The organism is Saccharopolyspora rosea (genome assembly GCF_025643595.1).
GTDB classification, from domain to species: domain Bacteria; phylum Actinomycetota; class Actinomycetes; order Mycobacteriales; family Pseudonocardiaceae; genus Saccharopolyspora; species Saccharopolyspora rosea.
Window position 1 is genome coordinate 2,856,408 of the sequence record NZ_CP102826.1, and the last position, 21,998, is coordinate 2,878,405.

Annotated in this window: 21 protein-coding genes; 11 read left to right on the plus strand and 10 right to left on the minus strand. The window is 72.8% G+C overall.

The genetic code is table 11. From position 1 onward, the window contains the following. Window positions 1-9: 9 nt before the first annotated feature. The 6 genes from NV263_RS13285 to NV263_RS13310 form a co-directional block, all read right to left on the minus strand. Window positions 10-675: a sulfotransferase family protein gene (locus tag NV263_RS13285; RefSeq protein ID WP_263253418.1), complete on the minus strand. Its 666-nt coding sequence runs from the start codon at window positions 673-675 to the stop codon at window positions 10-12. 37 nt (window positions 676-712) lie between these two features. After that, complete coding sequence (locus tag NV263_RS13290; protein WP_263253420.1) at window positions 713-1,981, minus strand: sulfate adenylyltransferase subunit 1; 1,269 nt, start codon at window positions 1,979-1,981, stop codon at window positions 713-715. Further along, entirely contained in the window at window positions 1,981-2,883 is a 903-nt protein-coding gene (gene cysD, locus NV263_RS13295) for a sulfate adenylyltransferase subunit CysD (protein ID WP_263253422.1), read from the minus strand. The genes NV263_RS13290 and cysD overlap by 1 nt, the downstream gene beginning before the upstream one ends. Continuing rightward, window positions 2,883-3,659 carry a 3'(2'),5'-bisphosphate nucleotidase CysQ gene (locus NV263_RS13300; protein ID WP_263253424.1) on the minus strand — a complete coding sequence of 259 codons (777 nt, stop codon included), beginning with the start codon at window positions 3,657-3,659 and terminating at the stop codon, window positions 2,883-2,885. The genes cysD and NV263_RS13300 overlap by 1 nt, the downstream gene beginning before the upstream one ends. A gap of 62 nt (window positions 3,660-3,721) precedes the next feature. Continuing rightward, window positions 3,722-5,224: an adenylyl-sulfate kinase gene (gene cysC, locus NV263_RS13305; protein WP_263253426.1), complete on the minus strand. Its 1,503-nt coding sequence runs from the start codon at window positions 5,222-5,224 to the stop codon at window positions 3,722-3,724. A 409-nt stretch (window positions 5,225-5,633) separates the two neighbouring features. Next, entirely contained in the window at window positions 5,634-6,308 is a 675-nt protein-coding gene (locus NV263_RS13310; RefSeq protein WP_263253428.1) for a hypothetical protein, read from the minus strand. A gap of 1,005 nt (window positions 6,309-7,313) precedes the next feature. Here NV263_RS13310 and NV263_RS30705 point away from each other — a divergent pair. The 7 genes from NV263_RS30705 (at window position 7,314) to NV263_RS13340 (ending at window position 13,432) form a co-directional block, all read left to right on the plus strand. Next, window positions 7,314-7,400: a putative leader peptide gene (locus NV263_RS30705; RefSeq protein ID WP_380759490.1), complete on the plus strand. Its 87-nt coding sequence runs from the start codon at window positions 7,314-7,316 to the stop codon at window positions 7,398-7,400. A 220-nt stretch (window positions 7,401-7,620) separates the two neighbouring features. Next, complete coding sequence (locus NV263_RS13315) at window positions 7,621-8,181, plus strand: OsmC family protein (protein ID WP_263253429.1); 561 nt, start codon at window positions 7,621-7,623, stop codon at window positions 8,179-8,181. Window positions 8,182-8,208: 27 nt separating this feature from the next. After that, window positions 8,209-9,465 (plus strand): NAD(P)-binding domain-containing protein, encoded by a 1,257-nt coding sequence (locus NV263_RS13320; protein ID WP_263253431.1) that lies wholly within the window; start codon window positions 8,209-8,211, stop codon window positions 9,463-9,465. A gap of 27 nt (window positions 9,466-9,492) precedes the next feature. Then, a complete protein-coding gene (locus tag NV263_RS13325) occupies window positions 9,493-10,815 on the plus strand; it encodes an O-acetylhomoserine aminocarboxypropyltransferase/cysteine synthase family protein (RefSeq protein WP_263253432.1) in 1,323 nt (440 codons plus the stop codon). Then, entirely contained in the window at window positions 10,812-11,291 is a 480-nt protein-coding gene (locus NV263_RS13330; RefSeq protein ID WP_263253434.1) for a CoA-binding protein, read from the plus strand. The genes NV263_RS13325 and NV263_RS13330 overlap by 4 nt, the downstream gene beginning before the upstream one ends. Further along, on the plus strand, window positions 11,288-12,400 hold the full coding sequence (gene metX / locus NV263_RS13335) for a homoserine O-acetyltransferase MetX (RefSeq protein WP_263253435.1): 1,113 nt from the start codon (window positions 11,288-11,290) through the stop codon (window positions 12,398-12,400). Before NV263_RS13330 ends, metX begins: the two co-directional genes overlap by 4 nt. 30 nt (window positions 12,401-12,430) lie before the next feature. Then, the gene (locus NV263_RS13340; protein WP_263253436.1) at window positions 12,431-13,432 is read left to right on the plus strand and encodes an LLM class flavin-dependent oxidoreductase; all 1,002 of its coding nucleotides are present in this window, start codon (window positions 12,431-12,433) and stop codon (window positions 13,430-13,432) included. A gap of 99 nt (window positions 13,433-13,531) precedes the next feature. On the opposite strand, the gene NV263_RS13345 is transcribed toward NV263_RS13340, so the two are convergent. Next, window positions 13,532-14,404, minus strand: a complete 873-nt coding sequence (locus tag NV263_RS13345; protein ID WP_263253437.1) for a MurR/RpiR family transcriptional regulator — start codon at window positions 14,402-14,404, stop codon at window positions 13,532-13,534. Between the two features lie 109 nt (window positions 14,405-14,513). On the opposite strand from NV263_RS13345, the gene NV263_RS13350 reads away from it, so the two are divergent. Both NV263_RS13350 and NV263_RS13355 read left to right on the plus strand, forming a co-directional pair. Continuing rightward, complete coding sequence (locus NV263_RS13350) at window positions 14,514-15,941, plus strand: MFS transporter (protein ID WP_263253438.1); 1,428 nt, start codon at window positions 14,514-14,516, stop codon at window positions 15,939-15,941. After that, the gene (locus tag NV263_RS13355; RefSeq protein ID WP_263253440.1) at window positions 15,938-17,146 is read left to right on the plus strand and encodes a metal-dependent hydrolase family protein; all 1,209 of its coding nucleotides are present in this window, start codon (window positions 15,938-15,940) and stop codon (window positions 17,144-17,146) included. Before NV263_RS13350 ends, NV263_RS13355 begins: the two co-directional genes overlap by 4 nt. A gap of 222 nt (window positions 17,147-17,368) precedes the next feature. Here the strand turns inward: NV263_RS13355 and NV263_RS13360 are convergent, their stop codons facing one another. Further along, entirely contained in the window at window positions 17,369-17,623 is a 255-nt protein-coding gene (locus tag NV263_RS13360) for a hypothetical protein (protein ID WP_263253442.1), read from the minus strand. A gap of 228 nt (window positions 17,624-17,851) precedes the next feature. Here NV263_RS13360 and NV263_RS13365 point away from each other — a divergent pair, with 228 nt between their 5' ends. Beyond that, window positions 17,852-18,643: an isocitrate lyase/PEP mutase family protein gene (locus NV263_RS13365; protein WP_263253443.1), complete on the plus strand. Its 792-nt coding sequence runs from the start codon at window positions 17,852-17,854 to the stop codon at window positions 18,641-18,643. 465 nt (window positions 18,644-19,108) lie between these two features. Then, on the plus strand, window positions 19,109-19,951 hold the full coding sequence (locus NV263_RS13370; protein ID WP_263253445.1) for an endonuclease/exonuclease/phosphatase family protein: 843 nt from the start codon (window positions 19,109-19,111) through the stop codon (window positions 19,949-19,951). On the opposite strand, the gene NV263_RS13375 is transcribed toward NV263_RS13370, so the two are convergent. Further along, window positions 19,917-20,285: a DUF779 domain-containing protein gene (locus NV263_RS13375; RefSeq protein ID WP_263253446.1), complete on the minus strand. Its 369-nt coding sequence runs from the start codon at window positions 20,283-20,285 to the stop codon at window positions 19,917-19,919. The genes NV263_RS13370 and NV263_RS13375 overlap by 35 nt on opposite strands. Beyond that, complete coding sequence (gene exaC, locus NV263_RS13380) at window positions 20,285-21,808, minus strand: acetaldehyde dehydrogenase ExaC (RefSeq protein WP_263253447.1); 1,524 nt, start codon at window positions 21,806-21,808, stop codon at window positions 20,285-20,287. The genes NV263_RS13375 and exaC overlap by 1 nt, the downstream gene beginning before the upstream one ends. Between the last annotated feature and the right edge of the window lie 190 nt (window positions 21,809-21,998).

Genomic DNA, 21,998 nt, shown 5'->3' on the forward strand with positions numbered 1-21,998 from the left:
CCTCGGGGATCAGGCGTTGGTGAACGGGGAGGGCACCTCGCCCTCGGTGCTGACCCGCTCGACGAGCTCGCGGATCGCGGTGCGGTCGTTGACGTGCGGGAACCGTTCCTCGGGCACGGCGACGCCCAGGAAGTCGCACAGCGGTCGCCAGCCGTCGCCGACCCGGTAGACCAGCAGCCGGTCGGCGGGCACCACGCGCTGGACCTCGGCGTTGTGCCGTTCGAAGACGTCGATGGCGTGCTCGCGGTCGGCGAATTCGCCGCCGAAGGTGCCGTCCCAGATCATCCGCATGATGGTGGGCCGCAGTGTCGCGGCGAAGTCGTCGGCGGCCTCGGCCGGCGGGTTCTGGGCGAACTGGTAGATGGTCTCGTGGGTGCTGTCGTACCAGCGCTGCGGATCGCGGACGGTGAGCACCACCTTGGCGTCCGGGTAGGCGTCGAGCAGTTCGCGCCAGAAGGCGCACCCCGGCCAATCCACTGTGGACTGGAAACCGCCGAGCACGCTGTCCCAGTCGGACACCTCGCCGTCCAGGGCCCGCTCCCAGTCGTGGATCCGCTCGGGCTGCGCGATCACTTCGAGCATGTGGTAGCAGGGGCCGAAGCCGAGGTGTTCCAGCGCCGCTTTCAGCGAGGCCGTCCCGGTGCGGCCGAAACCGGCTCCGATGATCTTGACCATGTCGTGCTCCTCGTGTGTTGCTGGGAAGATCCGCCGCTCAGCCGGCTTCGGTGATCAGGACGGCACCGGCGGTGGCGTGGGTCGCCTCGTCGATGAGCAGTCCGCCCCCGGTGAGCCGGTTGCGCTCGTAGGGGTCGCAGAAGACCGGCTGCGCCAGCCGCAGCACGATCTCGCCGATGTCGTTGAGGCCGAGCTCGTCGGCGTCGTCGCGGCGCAACGTGGTGACGTCGACCCGGTGCCGCACCTCGGTGACCTCCGCCCGGACGGTGCGCGTGGTGTGCTTGAGCAGCAGGCGTTTTCCGGGCCGCAACGCGCTGTCGCCGGTCATCCAGCACACCGTCGCGCGCAGCTGGGCGGCCGCGGTGGGCGCGGCGCCCGGCGCGCAGAGCATGTCGCCGCGCCCCACGTCGATGTCGTCGGTCAACCGCACCGACACCGACTGCGGTGCACCCGCCCGGGCGAGCGCACCGTCGGCGGTGTCCACCGAGGCGACGCGGGTGCGCACCCCCGAGGGCAGGTGCAGCACTTCGTCACCGGCGGCCACCGCCCCTGCGGCGATCTGGCCCGCGTAACCGCGGTGGCCGTCGGCGCGGAGCACGCACTGCACCGGGAACCGGAAGTCCTGTGTGGACTCATGGCGGCCGGTGTGCGCCTCCTCCAGGTGTTCCAGCAGGGCCGGACCGTCGTACCAGGGCATCGAATCCGACCGGTGCACCACGTTGTCCCCGTGCAGCGCGGAGATCGGGATCGCGGTGACCGCACCGAGTTCCAGCTCGGCGGTGAACCGCGCGAACTCCGCCGCGACGTCGGCGAACACCCGCTGGTCGTGGTCCACGAGATCCATCTTGTTCACCGCCAGCACCAGTTCCGGCACGCGCAGCAGCCCGGACAGCACCGCGTGCCTGCGGCTCTGCTCAGTGAGCCCGTTGCGCGCGTCGACCAGCACGATCGCCAGGTCCGCTGTGGACGCACCGGTGACCATGTTGCGGGTGTACTGGGCGTGCCCCGGGGTGTCGGCGATGATGAAGGCGCGCCGGGCGGTCTCGAAGTAGCGGTGCGCCACGTCGATCGTGATGCCCTGCTCCCGTTCCGCGCGCAGCCCGTCGGTGACCATCGCCAGGTCGAGACCGGCGTCGCCGCGTTCCCGGCCGGCCAGTTCCAGGGCTTCCACCTGGTCGGCCAGCAGCGACTTCGAGTCGTGCAGCAGGCGGCCGATCAGCGTGCTCTTGCCGTCGTCGACGGCACCCGCGGTGGCGAAGCGCAGCAGGCTGTCGGCGGGGGCGAAGGCCGGTCCGGTCGTCGTCATCAGAAGTACCCCTCCCGCTTGCGGTCCTCCATCGCCGCCGCTCCCAACCGGTCGTCGGCGCGGGTCTGGCCGCGTTCGGTGACGCGCGTGGCCGCGATCTCGGCGATCACCTCGGACACCGTGGCGGCCTCGGAGGGCACGGCCCCGGTGCAGGTCATGTCGCCGACCGTGCGGAACCGCACGGAACGTTCGGTGAGCACCTCCTCGGGAGCCCGGTCCAGGAACGGGTTGTCGGCCAGCAGCATCCCGTCGCGCTCGAACACCTTGCGGAGGTGCGCGAAGTACAGCGACGGCAGTTCGACCCGGTCGCGTTCGACGTAGCTCCACACGTCCCGCTCGGTCCAGTTCGACAGCGGGAACGCGCGCACGCTCTCGCCGGGGTGGATCAGCCCGTTGTAGAGGTTCCACAGCTCCGGGCGCTGGTTGCGCGGATCCCACTGGCCGAAGGAGTCCCGGAAGGACAGCATCCGCTCCTTCGCCCGGGCGCGTTCCTCGTCGCGCCGGGCGCCGCCGAGCAGCGCGTCGAAGCCGTGCTCCCGGACCGCGTCGAGCAACGTCACCGTCTGCGCCCGGTTCCGGCTGGGCCACGGGCCACCGGGTTCGGCGACACGGCCGGCGTCGATGGACTCCTGCACGGAGGCGACCACCAGCCGCACCCCGAGCTCGGCGGCCCGGCGGTCCCGGAAGTCGAGCACCTCGTCGAAGTTGTGCCCGGTGTCGACGTGCAGCACCGGGAACGGGATCGGTGCGGGGGCGAAGGACTTCTCCGCCAGCCGCAGCAACACCGCGGAGTCCTTGCCGCCGGAGAACAGCAGCGCCGGACGGTCGAACTCCGCGGCCACCTCGCGGATCAGGTGCACCGCCTCGGATTCCAGCAGGTCCAAACGGGACGGTCCGGGCATCAACGGCTCACCTCGGATCGGGTCTCGACGGTGGTTCGGGACACGGCGGTCAGCAGGGCGTCGGCCAGTTCGGGGCGGCACACCAGCAGATCCGGCAACCACGGGTCCGCGCGGTCGTAGGTCAGCTCGGAGCCGTCGAGGCGACTGGCGTGCAGTCCGGCGGCGCGGGCCACGCCCACCGGGGCGGCGCTGTCCCACTCGTACTGACCGCCGGCGTGCAGGTAGGCGTCGACCTCGCCGAGGACCACGGCGGCGATCTTCGCGCCCGCCGAACCCATCAGGACGGTCTCGGCATCGAGCGCCCCGGCGACCTCGTCGACGAACGCGGGCGGGCGGCTGCGGCTGACCGCGATGCGCGGACGCCCGGCGGGGCGGCTCGGCAACCGCGGCGGCGCCCCGGTGTCGAGCACCGCCGCCCGCGCGGGCAGCGCCACCGCCGAAGCGGTCACCGCGTGGTCTTCGACGAGCGCCACGTGCACCGCCCAGTCGGTGCGGCCGGGCTCGGTGAACTCCCTGGTCCCGTCGAGCGGATCGACGACCCACACCCGCGGGCAGGACTCCCGCGGCGGCCCGGCCACGCCGTGCTCGGACAGCACCGAGTCGCGCGGGCGGGTGCGCGCCAGTTCGGCGAGGAGCAGTTCGTGCGACGCGTTGTCGCCCGCGTCGCCCAGCACCCTAGGGTCCACTTCGGACGTTCGTCCGGAATGGAGCCCGAGCAGCCGGTCCCCGGCCTGCCGCGCCAGCCGCGCGGCGAGTTCGTGATCGTCTTCGCCCACCCGATTCCTCCTCGTCCACTCCAGATCGACCGGCGCACCCGGTCCACCCGGGCCCGTCGCGGTCACTCCCACGGGCGCACCCAGCCCCGTTCCCGCAGCAGCGCCGCGACGCGGCCGACGGCTTCCTCCCGCGACATCCGGGCGGTGTCCAGGACGAGGTCCGCGTCCCGGGGGACCTCGTAGGGCGCGGAGACCCCGGTGAACTCCGGCAACGCGCCCGCGCGGGCTTTGCGGTAGAGGCCCTTGCGGTCGCGCCGTTCGCACTCCCCGAGCGGGGTCGCGACGTGCACCAGCACGAAGCCGCCGACCTCCTCGACCATCCGGCGCACCGCGTCCCGGTCGGCCCGGTACGGCGCGATCGGCGCGCAGATCGCCGCACCGCCGTGCCGGACCACCTCGGCCGCGACGAACCCGATCCGGCGCACGTTGCGGCTGCGGTCCTCGGGCGAGAAGCCCAGCCCCGCGCACAGCGTGCGGCGCACCTCGTCGCCGTCGAGCAGGGTCACCGCCCGGTGGTCGTGCCTGCCGAGGTCGTCGCGCAGCGCCCGCGCGAGCGTCGACTTGCCCGCTCCGGACAGCCCGGTGAACAGCACCGCGAACCCGCGCCGCGACAGGGGCGGGTGCAACCGCTGCTGCTGTTCGGCGATGGCCGGGGTGGTGAACCAGTCGGGCAGCGGGGTACCGGTGTCCAGGTGTTCGCGCAGTTCGTCCGCGCCGAGCCCGGGGCGCCGCCGCGCCGGGGCGACCGCGGTGGCGGGCCGCCACCGGTCGGTGTCGTCGCGGACGAACTCCGGCGGCTCGACCGCGGGGATCGGCGAGTTCTCCAGCGGTGTCGTCGTGATCAGCCGGGTGGCGCCGTAGGCCGCGGCGACGTGCGCGCACAGCAGCGCGTCGCGCTTCGGGTCGTCGCGCCGCACCAGCGGGACCGGGACGATCGTGGTGCCTTCCGGGAGCTGCGGGCGGGCCGCGAGCAGGGCCTGCACGAGCAGTTCCGGGCGGGGGCCGCGCAGCCGTGGCAGCAGCAGCACGTGCGCGCCGGTGTCCTCGGCCAGCTGCCGGAGCTGGGCGAGTTCCCTGAGGTGCAACGGGTGTTCCGGGAGCATTCCGAGGACCGGCCGGTCCGGGAGGGACTCCCGCACGGCGGCGGCGGGCGGGCGCATCGTGCGCAGCGCACCGCCGGGAGCGCCGGCCGCGCGGACCGGTCCGGCGACGTGCACGACGTCTCCGCCGGTCCACGGTGCCTCGTTGCGCACGACGGCGACCGGGGCGCCTTCGGCGTCGCGGAGTTCGATCTCGTCCGCCGACCCGAGTTCGGCGGGGACGGCGAGGGTGATCGGAGCGGGCCAGGGCGTTCCGTCGCGCAGCTGGTGGCGAGTGCGGACCGACGCGACGTCCGCCGAGCCGAGGAACCCGGTCAGCGGCGGGAAAGCCCCGTCCAGCAACAGCTCCACATCGGACAGTTCGGCGGGGCTCGGGACCCATCCGGGCCGCTCGGTCCCCATCGGACGGCCGGGGTTCTCGCTCGGCGCGCTCGTCGCCGGGGGTGCGGACTCCGCTCCGTTCACGTTGACCCCTCATGTAGACGCTGTGTGAACCGACTGGGTCAACTACGGTGTCCGGAGGGGTCCGCCGGGGAGAACCCCGGTGACGATTTCTCGCCAGATCTCGTTTTTCCCACCGATTGCCCGTCGCAGGCGTTTCGCCCGGAGCGCGCCGCGTCCGCCGACGGCGCCGTCGGCGGCGGTGGCGGGACCGGCCCGACCGTTCGTCCAGGTGACAACCGAACGTCGTGCCGGTGCGGGAAGTTCCGCGGGCGCGGCGGAGCACTCCCCGTAGTGGCGTGATCACTGCGGGGAGTCGTGGCGGTGTGCGCCGTCGTTCCGGATGGCGGCCGGAGCCGTGCCCCGGGTGGAACGGCTTGCGGTCCGGCCGCTGTTCAGGGCCGGTGCGCGAGGTGGGCGCGCGCCGCGCCCGTCACGTGTGCTGCAGGGCCTGGAACTGCGGGATCCACGTGTTGTTCCGGCCGGGCCGACCGTCCGCACCCGGCTGCACGGTCCGCGGGCAGAACAGGCTGTTGAGCAGCCACGGCGTCGACTTCGGACCGAAGTCCCGCGACATCGCGGCGTCCTGCACCACGCCGTAGGTGGCCACCGCGAGCCGCCCGGTCGCGCGGAACCTCCCGACCTGGGCGGTCAGGTAGTCCTTGTGGCTGGCGAACCACGGGAGCGCGGCGAGGAAACCGTCCCACTCCTGCTGCGTGAACGGCTTGTCGAGGGCGCTCTTGATGGTCTTCCACACCGGTCCGCCCGGCAGCCCGTTGCTGCGGGTGAATTCGGCGGGCATCGGATCGGTCAGGTGCTGCTGGTAGAACAGCACCAGGGAGAACTCGGTGGCCAGGAACTTCTGGTCGCCGCGCATCCGCGGGAGGATGTAGTCCAAGTACGCCTTGTCCGCGCCGGGGGCGGGCAGGTGCGGGTGGATGTCCGTGCCGTCGAGCTCCGGTGTCTCGCGGACGAACGCCATCCACCGCTCGGTGGCGGACGTGCGCCAGTCGGGGCGGTCGAGGTGGTTGAGCGCGCCCATGTACAGCCGGGTCTTGGACGTCGGCCCGCCGTGCTCGTTCCGGTAGGCGATGACGCGCCGCGCCATGGCCTCGTAGAAGGCGTTGAGGCGGTCGTGGTCCTCGTCGCGTGAACGGTTCGTTGCCGATGGCCAGGATGTCCACTTTGCCCATCACCGCCGGGAGCACCGCGTCCAACCGCTTGAGCGCGGTGTCCATGGCGGGGCTTCCCGGTGTCGGGAGGGGCTGGTGGAAGTAGGGGAACTTCAGCGACAGGACGGTGCCGTACCCCAGTCCGCTCGCGGTCAGCAGCGTCCGGATCGAGTCGTGGCCGGCCGGGTCGCCGTGGTCGGCATCGGGCATCGGGAAGAACCCCCGCAGCCACGTCGCGGAGACGTCCTGCAGCTCGGTGAACGTCATGCCGCTCGGGTCACCGTTGAAGTTCGCCCCGAGGACCCCGTTCGCGGGCGGCGCCGTGACGCGCGCCGTCCCCGGGGGAGGCGACGGCGCGACGCCGGAGTGGTCCGACCCGCTTCCGGAGTGGTCGGACCCGCTTCGGGATTCGCACGCTGCCAGGCCGGCGACCCCGACGGCTCCGCAGAGGGCCAGCAGCCGACGGCGCGAGAAAACCCCGCCCGCACCGGATCCGTCTGAAGTGGCCTGTTCGTCCCGCATCGAGCAACTCCTCCACCGGTCGAGTTCCGCGGTGCGCCCGCGGAGCAGCGCCGGTGCGACGGCGATCATGGTCGTTCGGGAGTGTATTCGAAACGATCCCGGGTGCGGTGGGTGTCCGGTGGATGCCGGTGGAGACCCCTCAGGAATCCACGCATAACCGGCGTTCCGCGCATTTCCGGGATCGCGGGCGCGCGGGACCCGGTGCCCGTGCGCGGCGGTGGCGGACCGTCGGCTGGGTCCCGCCTCGCCCGCGGGCCCGGCGGTCGCCTCTGGCGCGAGCGGCTCTCCCCGCCGGAGCACCATCTACAGTGGACCATCGAGGAGATCGTGTTGCCGCGAGGTTTCCGGGCGGTGAAACCAGTCGGCGCCGAACGGATCGTGCGTTGACCGCGACACAGCGTGCTGGCAAACTGTCGGCCATGCGCCAAGGGCAGCGGTTCATCACTCGACGCCACGTTGATCTGCGTCGAACCGCCAGCGCCCTGTGTGCGACCACGCCCTGCTGAGAACGCCTGGTACCGCACGTCTTTCACGATCGTCGCCGGTCCGCGCGCGCTCCGGACCATTCCACCCCTCGTTGGCCGGAAGGCCGGCAGCTGACCGCATCCGCACGCCCCGACCGCGGAGCGCCTCGGCGATGCGGCCGCGCCATGACCGGATTCCCGCTCGGCGTCCCGCCGCCGGCGGTGACCCGACCGGCCAACCACCCTGCACAGGAGGAAATCCATGACCTCGACCGATCTGCCGGTCGACAACGGCGTCAACGTCGAAGCCCTGCTCGGCGCCCGCAACGCGCTCGCCGACACCCCGGAGATCGCCCGGTTCCGCTGGCGCGCGACGAACTCGTGGGTGCGGGGGACCCACAGCGAGTCCACTGTGGAATCGTTTTACGGGTTCGGGGAGGAGCAGCGGCACAAGAGGACGTTCCGCTTCGACGCCGACCACCCCGAGGCGTTCGCCGCCGAGGACAACGGCGCGACGCCGGTGGAACTGGTGCTGGTGGCGCTGGGCAGCTGCCTGACCGCGGGCGTCGCGTCGGTCGCGCAGCAGCGGTCGATCCAGTTGCGCTCGGTCCGGGCCACCATCGAGGCCGACTTCGACCTGCACGGCATCCTCGGCGCCGATCCCGAGGTCCGCAACGGGTTCAGCGGCGTGCGGGTCAGCTACGACATCGACGCCGATGCCGGTCCCGACGAGATCAAGGCCCTCGTCGCGCAGTCGCAGAAGCGCTCGGCCGTCTACGACATCCTCACCAACCCCACGGACGTCTCGGTGGAGGTGGCCTGAACCGGGCCGCTGCCAGGAGATCCAACCATGCCGAAGCTGTCCGCTGTCGTCGTCGGCGCGGGTCACTGCGGGTTGGCCGTGAGCCGCTGCCTCGCCGAGCGTTCCATCGACCACGTGGTGCTCGAACGCGGCGAGGTGGCGCACTCGTGGCGGACCCAGCGGTGGGACTCGTTCCGGCTGCTGACGCCGAACTGGATGACCAGGTTGCCGGGGCGCAGCTACCCCGGAACCGATCCCGACGGCTACCGGACGGCCGCGGAGACCGCGCAGCTGATCGCCGAGTACGCCACCGCGACGGGCGCACCGGTGCGCACCGGCACCGCGGTCACCTCGGTGCGCCCCGCCGAGGACGGGTTCCTGGTGCGCACCGACCAGGGCGACTGGAGGTCGCGCACCGTCGTGCTGGCCTCCGGCGCGTGCAACCAACCGCGCGTCCCCGCGCTCGCCGAGGCGGTCCCGCCGGAACTGGCCACCCTCACCGCCCTGGACTACCGGACGCCCGAGCAGCTGCCGGAAGGCGGCGTGCTCGTCGTCGGCGCCTCCTCCAGCGGGGTCCAGATCGCCGAGGAAGTGCACCGGTCCGGCAGGCCGGTGACGCTCGCGGTCGGCGAGCACGTGCGGATGCCGCGGACCTACCGCGGGCTCGACGTGCTGTGGTGGATGGACGCCAGCGGCCTGCTCGACGAGTCCTATGTGGACGTACCGGATCTGACCCGGGCCCGGGGACTGCCCTCGATGCAGCTCGTCGGAGCACCGCGCACGCTCGACCTCAACGCGTTGCGCCGCCTCGGGGTGCGGCTGGTCGGCAGGCTGGCCGGTGTGCGGGACGGCGCGTTGCAGTTCTCCGGTTCGCTGCGCAACGTGTGCGCGCTGGCCGACCTGAAGCTGGGGCGGTTGCTGGACACCTTCGACGCCTGGGCGGAGTCGTCGGGATTCCGGGACTGCGGACCGGTGGAGCGCTTCCCCGCGACCGAACTGCCGCCGGACCCGCCGCTGACGCTGGACCCGCGCCGCAGCGGCATCCGCAGCATCGTCTGGGCCACCGGGTTCCGGCCCGACACCTCCTGGCTGGACGTCCCGGTGCGCGACCGCAAGGGGCGGATCCGGCACGACGGCGGGGTGACCGCCTGGCCCGGGCTCTACCTCCTGGGAATGCCGTTCCTGCGGCGCCGCAAGTCGACCCTCATCGACGGCGCGGCGGCCGACGCCCGCGAACTCGCCGAGCACCTGGCCGGGCACCTGGGCACCCGTCGCACGCCGCACACCGAACCGGTCGTCGGCTGACCGCGACCGAGACCTTCCGGAGGACCGATGGACCGCCAGTGGGGCTTCCGCACCCGCGCCCTGCACGCCGGAGCCGTGCCCGACGCCGCGACCGGTGCCCGCGCGGTGCCGATCTACCAGACCACGAGCTTCGTCTTCACCGACACCGCCGACGCGGCCGGTCTGTTCGCGCTGCAGAAGTACGGCACGGTCTACAGCCGGATGTCCAACCCGACCGTGGCGGCGCTGGAGGAGCGGCTGGCCAGCCTGGACGGCGGTCTGGGCGCGGTGTGCACCGCCAGCGGCCAGTCCGCCGAGTTCCTGACCTTCGCCTGCCTGGCCGGTGCCGGTGACGAGATCGTGGCGGCGGCCGGGCTCTACGGCGGGACCATCACGCAGCTGGACGTGACGCTGCGCCGCTTCGGGGTGCACACCACGTTCGTCCGCGGCGCCGAACCCGACGCGGTGGCCGCGGCCATCACCGACCGCACGAAGCTGGTGTTCGCCGAGGCCATCGCGAACCCCTCCGGCGACATCGCGGACATCGCGGCGCTGGCCGAAGTGGCGCACGCGGCGGGCGTGCCGCTGGTCATCGACGCCACGCTGGCCACCCCGTACCTGTGCCGGCCGATCGAGCACGGCGCCGACATCGTGATCCACTCGGCGACCAAGTTCCTCGGCGGTCACGGCACGACGCTCGGCGGCGCGGTGGTCGAAGCGGGCCGGTTCGACTGGGGCGGCGGCCGGTTCCCCACCATGACCACGCCCATCCCGTCCTACGGCGGCCTGACCTGGTGGGGGAACTTCCAGGAGTTCGGGTTCCTCACCAAGCTGCGCGCTGAGCAGCTGCGCGACGTCGGCCCGAGCCTGTCGCCGATGGCGGCGTTCCAGCTGTTGCAGGGGGTGGAGACGCTTCCGCTGCGGATGGCCGCGCACGTCGACAACGCGCGCACCGTCGCCGAGTGGCTCGCCGCCGACCCGCGGGTGTCCTACGTGCGCTGGGCCGGACTGCCCGACCACCCGCACCACGAGCGGGCCCGGCGCTACACCCCGCGGGGACCGGGTGCGGTGTTCGCCTTCGGCGTCAAGGGCGGGCGCGCGGCAGGCCGCCGGTTCATCGAGTCGGTCCGGTTGTGCAGCCACCTGGCCAACGTGGGCGACGTCCGCACGCTGGTGATCCACCCCGCGTCGACGACGCACCAGCAGCTCAGCGAGTCCCAACTGGACGCTGCGGGCGTGCCCGCGGACCTGGTCCGGATCAGCGTCGGGCTGGAGGACGTCGACGACATCCTCTGGGACCTCGACGCGGCGCTCGCCGCGGCCGCCGAGGAGTCCGCGGGACGACCCGACCGACGAGGAGGTGCCCGGTGAGCCGGCGATGGGTGGCCCCGACGGCGCTCCAACGGCTGGAACTGCTGCGCCGCACGCGGACGGTCGCGATGCTGGGTGCCTCGCCGAACCCGGCGCGGGCCAGCAACTTCGTGGCCACGTACCTGCTGGCCAGCACCGACTACGACGTCTACTTCGTCAACCCCAACGCCACCGAGGTCCTGGGGCGGCCCGCCTACCCCTCGCTGGCGGCGCTGCCGGTGGTACCCGACCTGGTCGACGTCTTCCGCAAACCCGCCGACCTGCCGACCGTGCTGGCCGAGACGGTGCGGGTGGGCGCATCGGCGCTGTGGCTGCAGTTCGGCCTCCACGACGAGGACATCGCGGCGGAGGCCGAATCCGCCGGTCTGGAGGTCGTCATGGACCGCTGCCTGAAGATCGAGCACGCCCGGTTCCACGGCGGGTTGCACCTCGCCGGGTTCAACACCGGGGTGATCAGCTCCCGACGTCCGCGATGAGCGCCCCGAGCAGCGAGGTGACCGGCGCCTGGCGCGACGGGGACCCGGTGGGCCGTCGCCGGTTCGTCGAGGTCGGCGACCTGCCGCTGGAACGGGGCGGCACGCTGCCCGGGGTCCGGCTGGCGTACGAGACGTGGGGTGCGCTCAACCCGGCCCGGGACAACGCGGTTCTGGTGCTGCACGCCATGTCCGGCGACAGCCACGCGACCGGCGCCGCCGGCCCCGGCCATCCCAGCCCCGGGTGGTGGCGCGGCGTCGTCGGCCCGGGGCTGGCCATCGACACCGACCGGTGGTTCGTGGTCTGCCCCAACGCGCTCGGCGGGTGCCAGGGATCCACCGGACCGTCGACACCGGCCCCGGACGGGCGTGCCTGGGGCAGCCGGTGGCCCGGCATCACCATCCGGGACCAGGTGGCGGCCGAGGCGGTCCTGGCCGACGCGCTCGGCGTGCCGAGCTGGGCCGCCGCGGTGGGCGGCTCGATGGGCGGCATGCGGGCGCTGGAGTGGTCGCTGTGCCGGCCGGACCGCGTGGACCGCGTCGTCGTGCTCTGCGCCGGGGCCGAAGCCTCCGCCGACCAGGTCGCCACCTGCCGGGTGCAGATCGACGCCATCCGGGCCGACCCGAACTGGCACGACGGCGACTACTACGCGCAGCCCACCGGACCGGTGGTCGGGCTGGCCGTCGCGCGCCGGATCGCGCACCTGACCTACCGCAGCGCAGCGGAGATCGACACCCGCTTCGGACGCGCGGGCACGCGGGGCGGTGATCCGCTCGTCGAGGGCTTCGCGGTGGAGTCGTGGCTGGAGCACACCGCCGCCACCCTGGTGAACCGCTTCGACGCGGGCAGCTACGTCGCCCTCACCGAAGCGATGAACACCCACGACATCGGGCGTGGCCGGGGCGGTGCGGCCGCCGCGGTCGGCCGGATGCGCGCGCGGGCCACGATCGCCGGGGTCGGCTCCGATCGCCTCTACCCGCTGCACCAGCAGACCCGGCTCGCCGAGCTGCTCGGCGTCCCGCTGCACGTCATCGACTCCCGGCGGGGCCACGACGGTTTCCTGGTGGAGACCGACCAGGTCGGCGCGATCCTGGAGCGGGCGCTGGGGTGAGCACATCCGCCGGAGACTGGAGGTCGTGTGGTGTCGAAAGCGTTGCGGAGACTGGGGTTCCTGACCATCGGGTTGTTCGACGAGTCCGAACCCCGCCGCGGGCACGAGTCCGTGCTGGAGATCATCGAGCTGGGGGAGCGGCTGGGCTTCGACAGCGCCTGGGTGCGGCACCGCCACCTGCAGTACGGGATCTCCTCACCGGTCGCGGTGCTGGCGGCGGCCGCGCAGCGCACCGAGCGCATCGAACTGGGCACCGCGGTGATCCCGCTGGGCTGGGAGAACCCGCTGCGGCTGGCCGAAGATCTGGCCACTGTGGACGTGCTGTCCGGCGGTCGGCTCAACCCCGGCGTCAGCGCCGGTGCTCCGAAGAACCGCTTCAGGCGGGCGCTCTACCCGGACACCGCGGACGTCGAGGACTTCGGCTTCGACCGCGTGCGGCGACTGCTGAGCCACCTGCGCGGCGATCCGGTCACGGGCTTCCGCGGCACCGAGGGGTTCGAGGAGTACTCCGACCGCGTCCAGCCGCACGCGCCCGGCCTGGCGAGCCGGTTGTGGTACGGCGGCGGCAGCCTGCGCTCGGTCCGGCTGGCCGGTGAGCACGGCATGAACCTGCTGACCAGCAACGTGGTCAGGGCCGAGGAATCCGAGGACTTCGGCGCGATCCAGCGGTCCCACATCCGCGCCTTCCGCGCGCACCACGCCGACGGCGAGCGGGCGCGGGTCTCGCAGGGACTGGTCGTCATCCCCACCGACAGCGCGACGCCCGAACAGCGCGCGAAGTACGAGGCGTACGTGCGGCGGCGGACCCCGCGCACCGCCACCCCGCAGGGCCCCGAGCGGTTGCTGTTCGCCCCGGACCTGCTCGGCACCTCCGCCCGGATCGCCGAACAGCTGCACGCGCATCCGGCGTTCCGGGAGGTCGACGAGGTCGCGTTCGCGCTGCCCTTCACCTTCGAGCACGCCGACTACGTGCAGATCCTCACCGACATCGCCACCAGGCTCGGTCCGGAACTGGGCTGGCGCGCGGGCTGAGCGCCTGTCTTCGGACCTGGCCTCGACGGATCCGGGCAAGCGGCGGCAGCCGCTTCCGCGGGCAACGCGTGGACCGAGGTCACCCGCGGGCTCGGAGCGTCAACCCCGGCGGGGTGTGCGGTGCAGCAGGCCGAAGCGGGACCACTGCGCCTCGGCCGCCTCCACGGCGCGCCGCGTCCGCTCTGGATCCACTGTGGACAGATGTGCGGCGATGGCCTGCGCGACCGCCAGTCCCGGTACCAGGGAGGGGAAGAACCCGACTCCTTCGGCCGGGATGAGCACGACCTGCTCGGCGGCGCCGGCCAGCGCCGGGCTCGCCGCGTCGGTGAGCACGAAGACCCGCGCGCCGCGGTGGTGCGCCTCCTCGGCGGCGGTCACGGTGCTCTGGTAGAGCCGCCAGAAGCTGATCGCCACCAGCACGTCGCCCGGTTCCACGCGGGAGATCGAGTTGGCCAGGTCGGCGTCGTCGCGCACCACCGCCGCGTCGTAGCCCGCCAGCCGCGCGTTGTGGCCCAGTGCGGACCCGACCGCGACGTAGCTGCCGTGCGCGACGATCAGCGTGCGCCGGGCCCGCGCGATCGCCTCGGCGACGGTCCGGATCAGCTGGGTGTCCAGTCGTCGGGTCAGCACGGCCAGCGAGTCGAGATCCCTGCGCAGGGACGCGCTGCCCGGGTCGCCCTCGGTGTGGTGGGCGGCGGCGACGTCCGGCGCGCTCAGCGAGGCGAGGTAGCGCGCGCGCAACTCCTGCTGCAGTTCCGACCACCCGCTGAAACCGAGCAGCTGCGCGGTTCGGCTCACCGTGGCGACGTTGACCCCGGCCAGCTCGGCGGTCTCGGCCGCCGAACCGTAGGAGGCCCGCCGGGGCTGGGTCACCAGCACCTCCAGCACCGCGGCGCCCTTGGCCCGCATGCCGCGCTCGGGCACCCGGGCGCGCAACCAGGTCTCGACGTCCCTGGCGGTGCCCTCGGTCATCAGACCCCTCCCGCTGCCTCGCCGGTCGAACGCAACAGGTATTGCGAACGATAACAACTGCACTATATGTTGCCGGTCACTCCGCTGGCGCTGGGAACGGAGGTGCCCGGTGACCCTGTTGGCCAGGCTGGACCGGCTCCCGCTGAGCCGGCCGCACTACCTGTTGTTGCTGCTGGGCGGCCTCGGCTACACGTTCGACGGGATGGACTCCGCGGTGGTGGCCTTCCTGCTGCCGAGCGTGCGCGACGAGTGGGGCCTGACCAACGCGCAGCTCGGCGTCATCGGCTCGGCCACCCCGTTCGGCTTCCTGTTCGGCGCCGCCTGCGCCGGGCTGCTCGGCGACCGGATCGGTCGCCGGCGGGTGATGACGTCGGCGCTGGCCGTCTACGCGGTGTTCTCCGTCGTCGGTGCCGCGGCGCCGAACTACGAGGTCTTCCTGGCCGCCCGGGTGTTCGCCGGGTTCGGCGCGGGGGCGGAGAGCGCCATCGCGCCGTTCCTGTCCGAGTTCGTGCCCGCGGCGCGGCGCGGCTGGTTCGTCGGTGCGCTGGCCGGGTTCTTCTCCTTCGGCTTCGTCGCCGCGGCGTTGCTCGGCCGGTTCGTGGTGCAGCCGGTTCCGGCGGGGTGGCGGTGGGCGCAGGTGGTCACCGCCCTGCCGATCGTGCTGCTGCTGTGGTGGCGGCGCTCGCTGCCGGAATCACCGCGCTACCTGCTGGCCAGCGGTCGTGCGGCCGACGCCGAGCGGGTCGTGGTCGATCTGGAGCGCAGGGTCCGGGACGCGACCGGGCGGCCGCTGCCACCGGTTCCCGCGACAGCGGTGCACCAGCCCGCCGAGGCGCGCCGGATCGGCCTGCCCTCCGCGCTGAAGTACCTGTGGAGCCGACCGATGGCGCGGCGGACCGCGATCACCTGGCTGATCTGGTTCGTGATCACGTTCGCCTACTACGGCTTCTTCACCTGGATCCCGACGCTGCTGGTGCAGCAGGGCATCACGGTCACCAAGAGCTTCGAGTTCTCGATCGTCATCTACCTCGCCCAGGTTCCGGGCTACTTCTCGGCGGCGTGGCTCGGCGAGTTCCTGGACCGCAAGAACACCATCGCGCTCTACCTGGCGGGTGCCGCGGCCAGCGCGTACTGGATGTCGCAGCTGACCGACCCGGTGCTGATCACGACCTCGGCCGCGGTGCTGTCGTGCTTCCTCAACGGCACCTACGCAGCGGTGTACTCCTACACCCCGGAGGTCTTCCCGACCTGGATCCGGGCCTCCGGGACCGGGTTGTCCAGCGCGTTCGGCCGCGTCGGCAGCATCATCGCGCCGACGGTGATCGGCACGTCCGCCGCGACGCTGGGCTTCGCGGGCGTGTTCGGCATGACCACCGCGGTGCTGGCCGTCGGTGTCGTGTGCACCCTGGTGTTCGGGCTGGCCACCGCGGGTCGCTCGCTGGAGGACCTCTCCGAGGACCCGGTGGCCGGGGCGGACCCGCGATCTCACCGTCCAACGTGGACCGATCCGAGAACGACCGGGAGGAGAGGGAATTGACCGCCCTGCTGCTGCGTTCCGGCACGCTGCTCGATGTGGAGACCGGCGATCGCTCGCACGCCGACCTGCTGTGCGCGGACGGGCGCATCGCCGAGATCGGCCCGGGGCTGCGCGTGCCGGAGGGCGCGCGGACCGTGGAACTGGCCGGTGCCACCGTGCTGCCCGGGCTGATCGACGCGCACGTCCACGTCACCGCCGCCACCGCCGATCTCGGTGCGCTGCCCGCGTGGTCGCCGTCCTACGCCACCGCGCACGCCGCGCGGATCATGAGCGGGATGCTCGACCGGGGGTTCACCACGGTCCGGGACGCCTCCGGCGCCGACTTCGGCCTGGCCGATGCGCAGGCCGAGGGACTCCTCCGGGGACCGCGGCTGATGTTCTGCGGCAAGGCGCTGAGCCAGACCGGCGGGCACGGCGACTCCCGCCCGCGCGGTACCCGGGTCCACGACGGCCACCAGTGCTGCGCCGGGCTCGGCCGCGTCGCCGACGGAGTGGACGCGGTGCGCGCCGCCGCGCGCGACGAGCTGCGCAAGGGCGCCCACCACATCAAGGTGATGGCCGGTGGCGGGGTGGCCTCACCGACCGACCGCATCGACTCCACCCAGTACTCGCTGGACGAACTGCGGGCCGTGGTGGAGGAGGCCGAGGCCGCCAACCGCTACGTCGCCGCGCACGCCTACACCGCGCGGTCGGTGAGCCGCGCCCTGCGGGCGGGCATCCGCTCGATCGAGCACGGCAACCTCATCGACGAGTCCACTGTGGCCGAATTCCGCGAGCACGACGCGTTCCTGGTCCCGACCCTGGTGACCTACTGGGCGTTGAAGACCGAGGGCCGCGAGTTCGGGCTCCCGGAGAACAGCTGGCGCAAGGTCGACGAGGTGCTCGACGCCGGCCTGCGGGCCCTGGAGCGCGCGCACCGCGGCGGCGTCCGGATCGTCTACGGCACCGACCTGCTCGGCGGCATGCACCGCCACCAGAACGAGGAGTTCCGGATCCGCGGCGAGGTGCAGCAGCCGCTGGACGTCCTCCGCTCGGCGACCAGCACCGCCGCCGAACTCCTCGGCATGTCCGGCGAAATCGGCACCCTGCGCCCGGGCGCGGTGGCCGACCTGGTCGTCCTCGACGGCGACCCGCTGTCCGACATCGCAGTCCTCGCGGACCCGGCCCGCATCCGCCACGTCGTCCAGAACGGCGCCGTGGTCTGAACTCCCGGTCCGCGGGCCGATCGCGGCGTGTTGCCCGACTCGCGGTGCGGTGGCGTCCCCGGCCCTGCACCGCGTGCCGGACACGAGTCCGGGCTCGGCGGGCTCCAGCCCGTCGAGGAAGGCCGCGATCTCGGGGCGCAGGCCGGTGCGAGCCACCGTGCCGACCGGCAGGCCGTTGCGGAACACCCCGCCGCCGGGCGTCCCCGAGGTCCGGGGTGCCGACTACGCCGTCCCGGTGAACCCGTCGCTGCGGAACCACGCCGACAGCGGCGGTGCCGGGTGCTCGGCGTGCGCCGGTGCCAGGACGCCGAAGCCGGCGGTGGCCGGAGGACGGACCGGACCGCTCGGGATGCTCGGGCGGAACCAGTGCGAGGACGTCCAGGCGAGGGAGGGCCAGGTGCGCCCGATCCGGATCAGGTCGGGGTGGATGTCCACGAGCGACATGTGTTCGTCGTCGTTGTGCGTGCGATCGATCATGGTGTTTGGCCGTGCGGTGTTGGTGGTGGTTGATCGTGATCGCCGAACACCTGCCGGGCATCGCGACCGGTCGGGGCGTCGGCGACGATGTCGAGGCGGAACCTATCGGCGCCTCGACGGGGGCAATGCTGACACGCCGACGGATCGGTCCGGGACAACACCTTCGAAGCACCGCGTCCCTCCTGGATCGCCCATGCGTCGTCGGGGGTGCTGGCTACCGTTGGCGGCATGACCCAAGCCGAGAAGTTCCGGGAACTGCACCGCGGTGCCGAAGTCCTCCTGTTGCCCAACGCGTGGGACGTCGGGTCGGCGAGGATCCTGCAACACCTGGGATTCCGCGCCGTGGCGACGACGAGCGGCGGTGCCGCGGCGGCCCGCGGTCGACTCGACGGCGCCCTCGGCCGCGATGCCGTGCTGGCGCACGGCGCGGAGCTCGCCGCGGCCGTCGACGTGCCGGTGTCGGCCGACCTGGAGAACTGCTTCGCCGACGAACCCGAGGGCGTCGCCGAGACGGTCCGGCGCGCGCTGACCACCGGACTGGCGGGCGTGTCGGTCGAGGACTGGAGCGGTTCCGAGATCTACGACCCCGCGTTGGCCGCCGAACGGGTGCGGGCCGCAGTGGCGGCCGCCGGGCAGGACCTGGTGGTCACCGCGCGAGCGGAGAACCACATCCGCGGCGTGGCCGACCTCGCCGACACGATCGCGCGGCTGCAGTCCTACCAGCAGGCCGGCGCGGACGTGGTGTACGCGCCGGGAATCCGCGGCCGGGAGCAGATCCGGGCGGTGGTCGAGGCGGTCGACGTCCCGGTCAACGTGCTGGCGCTCCCGGAGGTGCCGCCGGTGCCCGAACTCGCCGCGCTCGGCGTGCGGCGGATCTCGGTCGGCGGCGCGTTCGCGTTCGCCGCCTACCAGGCGATGGCCGACGTCGCCGAGGAACTGCGGACCCGCGGGACCTACGGCTTCCTCGACCCGGCGGCGGGCGGAGCCGCGCTGGCCCGGGAGTCGTTCCCCACCGGCTGATCCGCCTCGTCCCCGGTGTCGTGCGGCACACCTCTCCGGCGGTGCCCGCTGGGCAAGGCGCCCTGACCTGGGGACATCAACGAACTTTGTGGGGTGACAAGAAGTTCGTGCTTCCCCCGGCGGCGAGCCCGCCCTAGCGTCGGTGGGGCCGCCCGGCACCGGGGGGACGACGGGCGGTGCCTTCTCGCGGCAGGAGTCGCGGGCAGTGCTCGGGGAGGCGGCGGTGCGGACGGTATCCGGGGGGAGCTGACCGCACCGCCCCTCGCCGTCGGCGAGCGGCGGTGCGGGGCGACGACCGCGGTGCGCGCGCCCGAAACGCCGAGGTGTCCGCAGTGGACGGCGGTTGCCGGGCGGCCGCGCCGTCGCCGCCCCGACACCGGATGCTCACGTCGAGTTCTCCCGGCACGACGTGCGCCCGCGCCCGCGGGCACTAGGGTTCCCGGCGGGACGTCGAGGGGAGGCAAGATGCGTGCGTTCCGAGCGGTGCTCGCCGTGCTGCTCGCCGCCGTGGCGGGCGGCGTCGTGCCGGCGGAGGCGGACGCCGGAGTTCCGCTGCGGGTGGCGACCTACAACATCCACGCCGGTGCCGGGTTGGACGACCGGTTCGACCTGGACCGGACCGCGGGGGCGATCCGGTCGTTGGACGCCGACGTCGTCGGGCTGCAGGAAGTCGACGTGCACTGGGGCGAACGCAGCCGGTTCACCGACGAGGCCCGGGAACTCGCCGCACGACTGGGCGTGCGCGTGTTCTTCGCACCGATCTACGACCAGCCCGGGGCGGGTCCCGGCGCGCCGCGACGCCGGTTCGGGGTGGCGCTGCTCAGCCGCCACCCGATCGTCGACGCGGCGAACCACGAGATCAGCCGCCTGCCCACGCAGGGTCCGGACGCACGACCGGTGCGGATGCCGGGGTTCGGCGAGGTGGCGGTCCAGGTGCGCGGCGCGCGGGTGCACGTCTTCTGCACGCACCTGGACTTCCGGCCGGACCCGGCCGTGCGCGCCGCCCAGGTCCGGGACATGCTCGCCATCACCGGCCGGGCGCGCGGGCCCGTGGTGCTGCTCGGCGACTTCAACGCCGAACCGGGTGCCCGCGAACTGGCGCCGCTGTGGGAATCCCTGCGCGACGTCGACCCGGGCGGCGGCACCTACCCGGCCGACCGCCCGACCGGCCGCATCGACCTCGTCGCGGCGTCGCCGGGGCTGCGCGCGCTGGACGCGCACGTCGTGCCCACCACGGCGTCGGACCACCGCCCGGTGGTCGCCGACCTGCTCGTCACCCCTGCAGGGCGGCCCACTCCTCGTCGGTGAGCAGCCGGGAGCGGATCAGGAAGCGCACGCCGTCCGGCGCCTCCAGGGAGAACCCGCTGCCGCGCCCCGGCACCAGGTCGATCGTCAGGTGGGTGTGCTTCCAGTACTCGTACTGCGACCGCGACATCCACACCGGGACCGGTTCGGCGACGCCGTCGACGACCAGGTCGCCGAGGTGGACGTCGGCGGCGCCGGTGCGGAACTCCCCGGCGGGATAGCACATCGGCGAGCTGCCGTCGCAGCACCCGCCGGACTGGTGGAACATAAGCGGACCGTGCCGCTCCCGGAGGCGGCGCAGCTGCGCCGCCGCCTCCGGGGTGAGGTCGACCGGCATCAGAACAGCCCCATCGCCTGGTCGGAGTAGCTGACGAGCATGTTCTTGGTCTGCTGGTAGTGGTCGAGCATCATCTTGTGCGTCTCGCGGCCGATGCCGGACTGCTTGTAGCCGCCGAAGGCCGCGTGGGCGGGGTAGGAGTGGTAGTTGTTCACCCACACGCGGCCCGCCTGGATGTCCCGCCCGGCGCGGTACGCGGTGGCGCCGTCCCGGGACCACACCCCGGCGCCCAGGCCGTAGAGGGTGTCGTTGGCGGTCTTGATGGCGTCGTCGTAGTCGTCGAAGCGGGCGACCGAGAGCACCGGGCCGAAGATCTCCTCCTGGAAGATCCGCAGCTTGTTGTGGCCCTCGAACACGGTCGGCGCCACGTAGTAGCCCCCGGCCAGGTCGCCCTCCAGCTCGACGCGGTGGCCGCCGGTGAGCACCTTGGCGCCCTCCTGCTGGCCGATGTCGATGTAGGACAGGATTTTCTCCAGCTGGTCGTTGCTGGCCTGCGCGCCGACCTGGGTGTCGGTGTCCAGCGGGTCGCCCTGCCGCAGCCGTTCCACCCGCGCGACGCCCTCGGCCAGGAAGTCCTGGTAGATGCCGGAGTGCACCAGCGCCCGCGACGGGCATGTGCACACCTCGCCCTGGTTGAGGGCGAACATGGTGAAGCCCTCCAACGCCTTGTCGTAGAAGGCGTCGCGCTCGGCGGCGACGTCGGCGAAGAAGATGTTCGGGCTCTTGCCGCCGAGTTCGAGGGTGACCGGGATGATGTTCTCGCTGGCGTACTGCAGGATGAGCCGGCCGGTGGTGGTCTCCCCGGTGAAGGCGACCTTGCGCACCCGCGGGTTGGAGGCCAGCGGCCGCCCCGCCTCGGCGCCGAACCCGTTGACGACGTTGACCACGCCCGCGGGCAGCAGGTCGGCGATGAGGTCGAGCAGCACGTGGATCGAGGCGGGGGTCTGCTCGGCGGGCTTGAGCACCACCGCGTTGCCCGCCGCCAGCGCGGGGGCCAGCTTCCAGGTGGCCATCAGCAGCGGGAAGTTCCACGGGATGATCTGGCCGACCACGCCGAGCGGTTCGTGGAAGTGGTAGGCCACGGTCTGCTCGTCGATCTGCGAGATCGTGCCCTCCTGGGCGCGCAGCGCACCCGCGAAGTAGCGGAAGTGGTCGATGGCCAGCGGGATGTCGGCGGCCAGCGCCTCGCGGACCGGCTTGCCGTTCTCCCACGTCTCGGCGACCGCCAGCTTCTCCAGGTTGGCCTCCATCCGGTCGGCGATGCGCAGCAGCACCGCGGCGCGGTCGGCGGCCGGGGTGCGGCCCCACGCCGCGGCGGCGCCCTCGGCGGCGTCCAGCGCGCGTTCGACGTCGTCGGCGGTGCCGCGGGCGACCTCGGTGAACACCTGCCCGGTGACCGGGGTGGGGTTGGCGAAGTACTCGCCCTTGGCCGGGGGCACGTATTCGCCACCGATGAAGTGGTCGTACCGGGAGCGGTACTCCACGACCGAGCCGGACGTTCCCGGAGCCGCGTACCGAGTCATCACGAGCCTCCTACTTGGTGACGTGGGTCACTGGTGTGGCGGGAGGTTAGGTGTCGCGACGTTGCAACGACGTTGCGTCGAGGTGCCCCGGGCGGAGCAGCGGTACTTGCCGATCGGCCCGGCGTCGCTCCAAGATGGCCCGACCGGTGTCGCCAGACATCCGGGTGATTCGTCAGATGCGGACAATGCG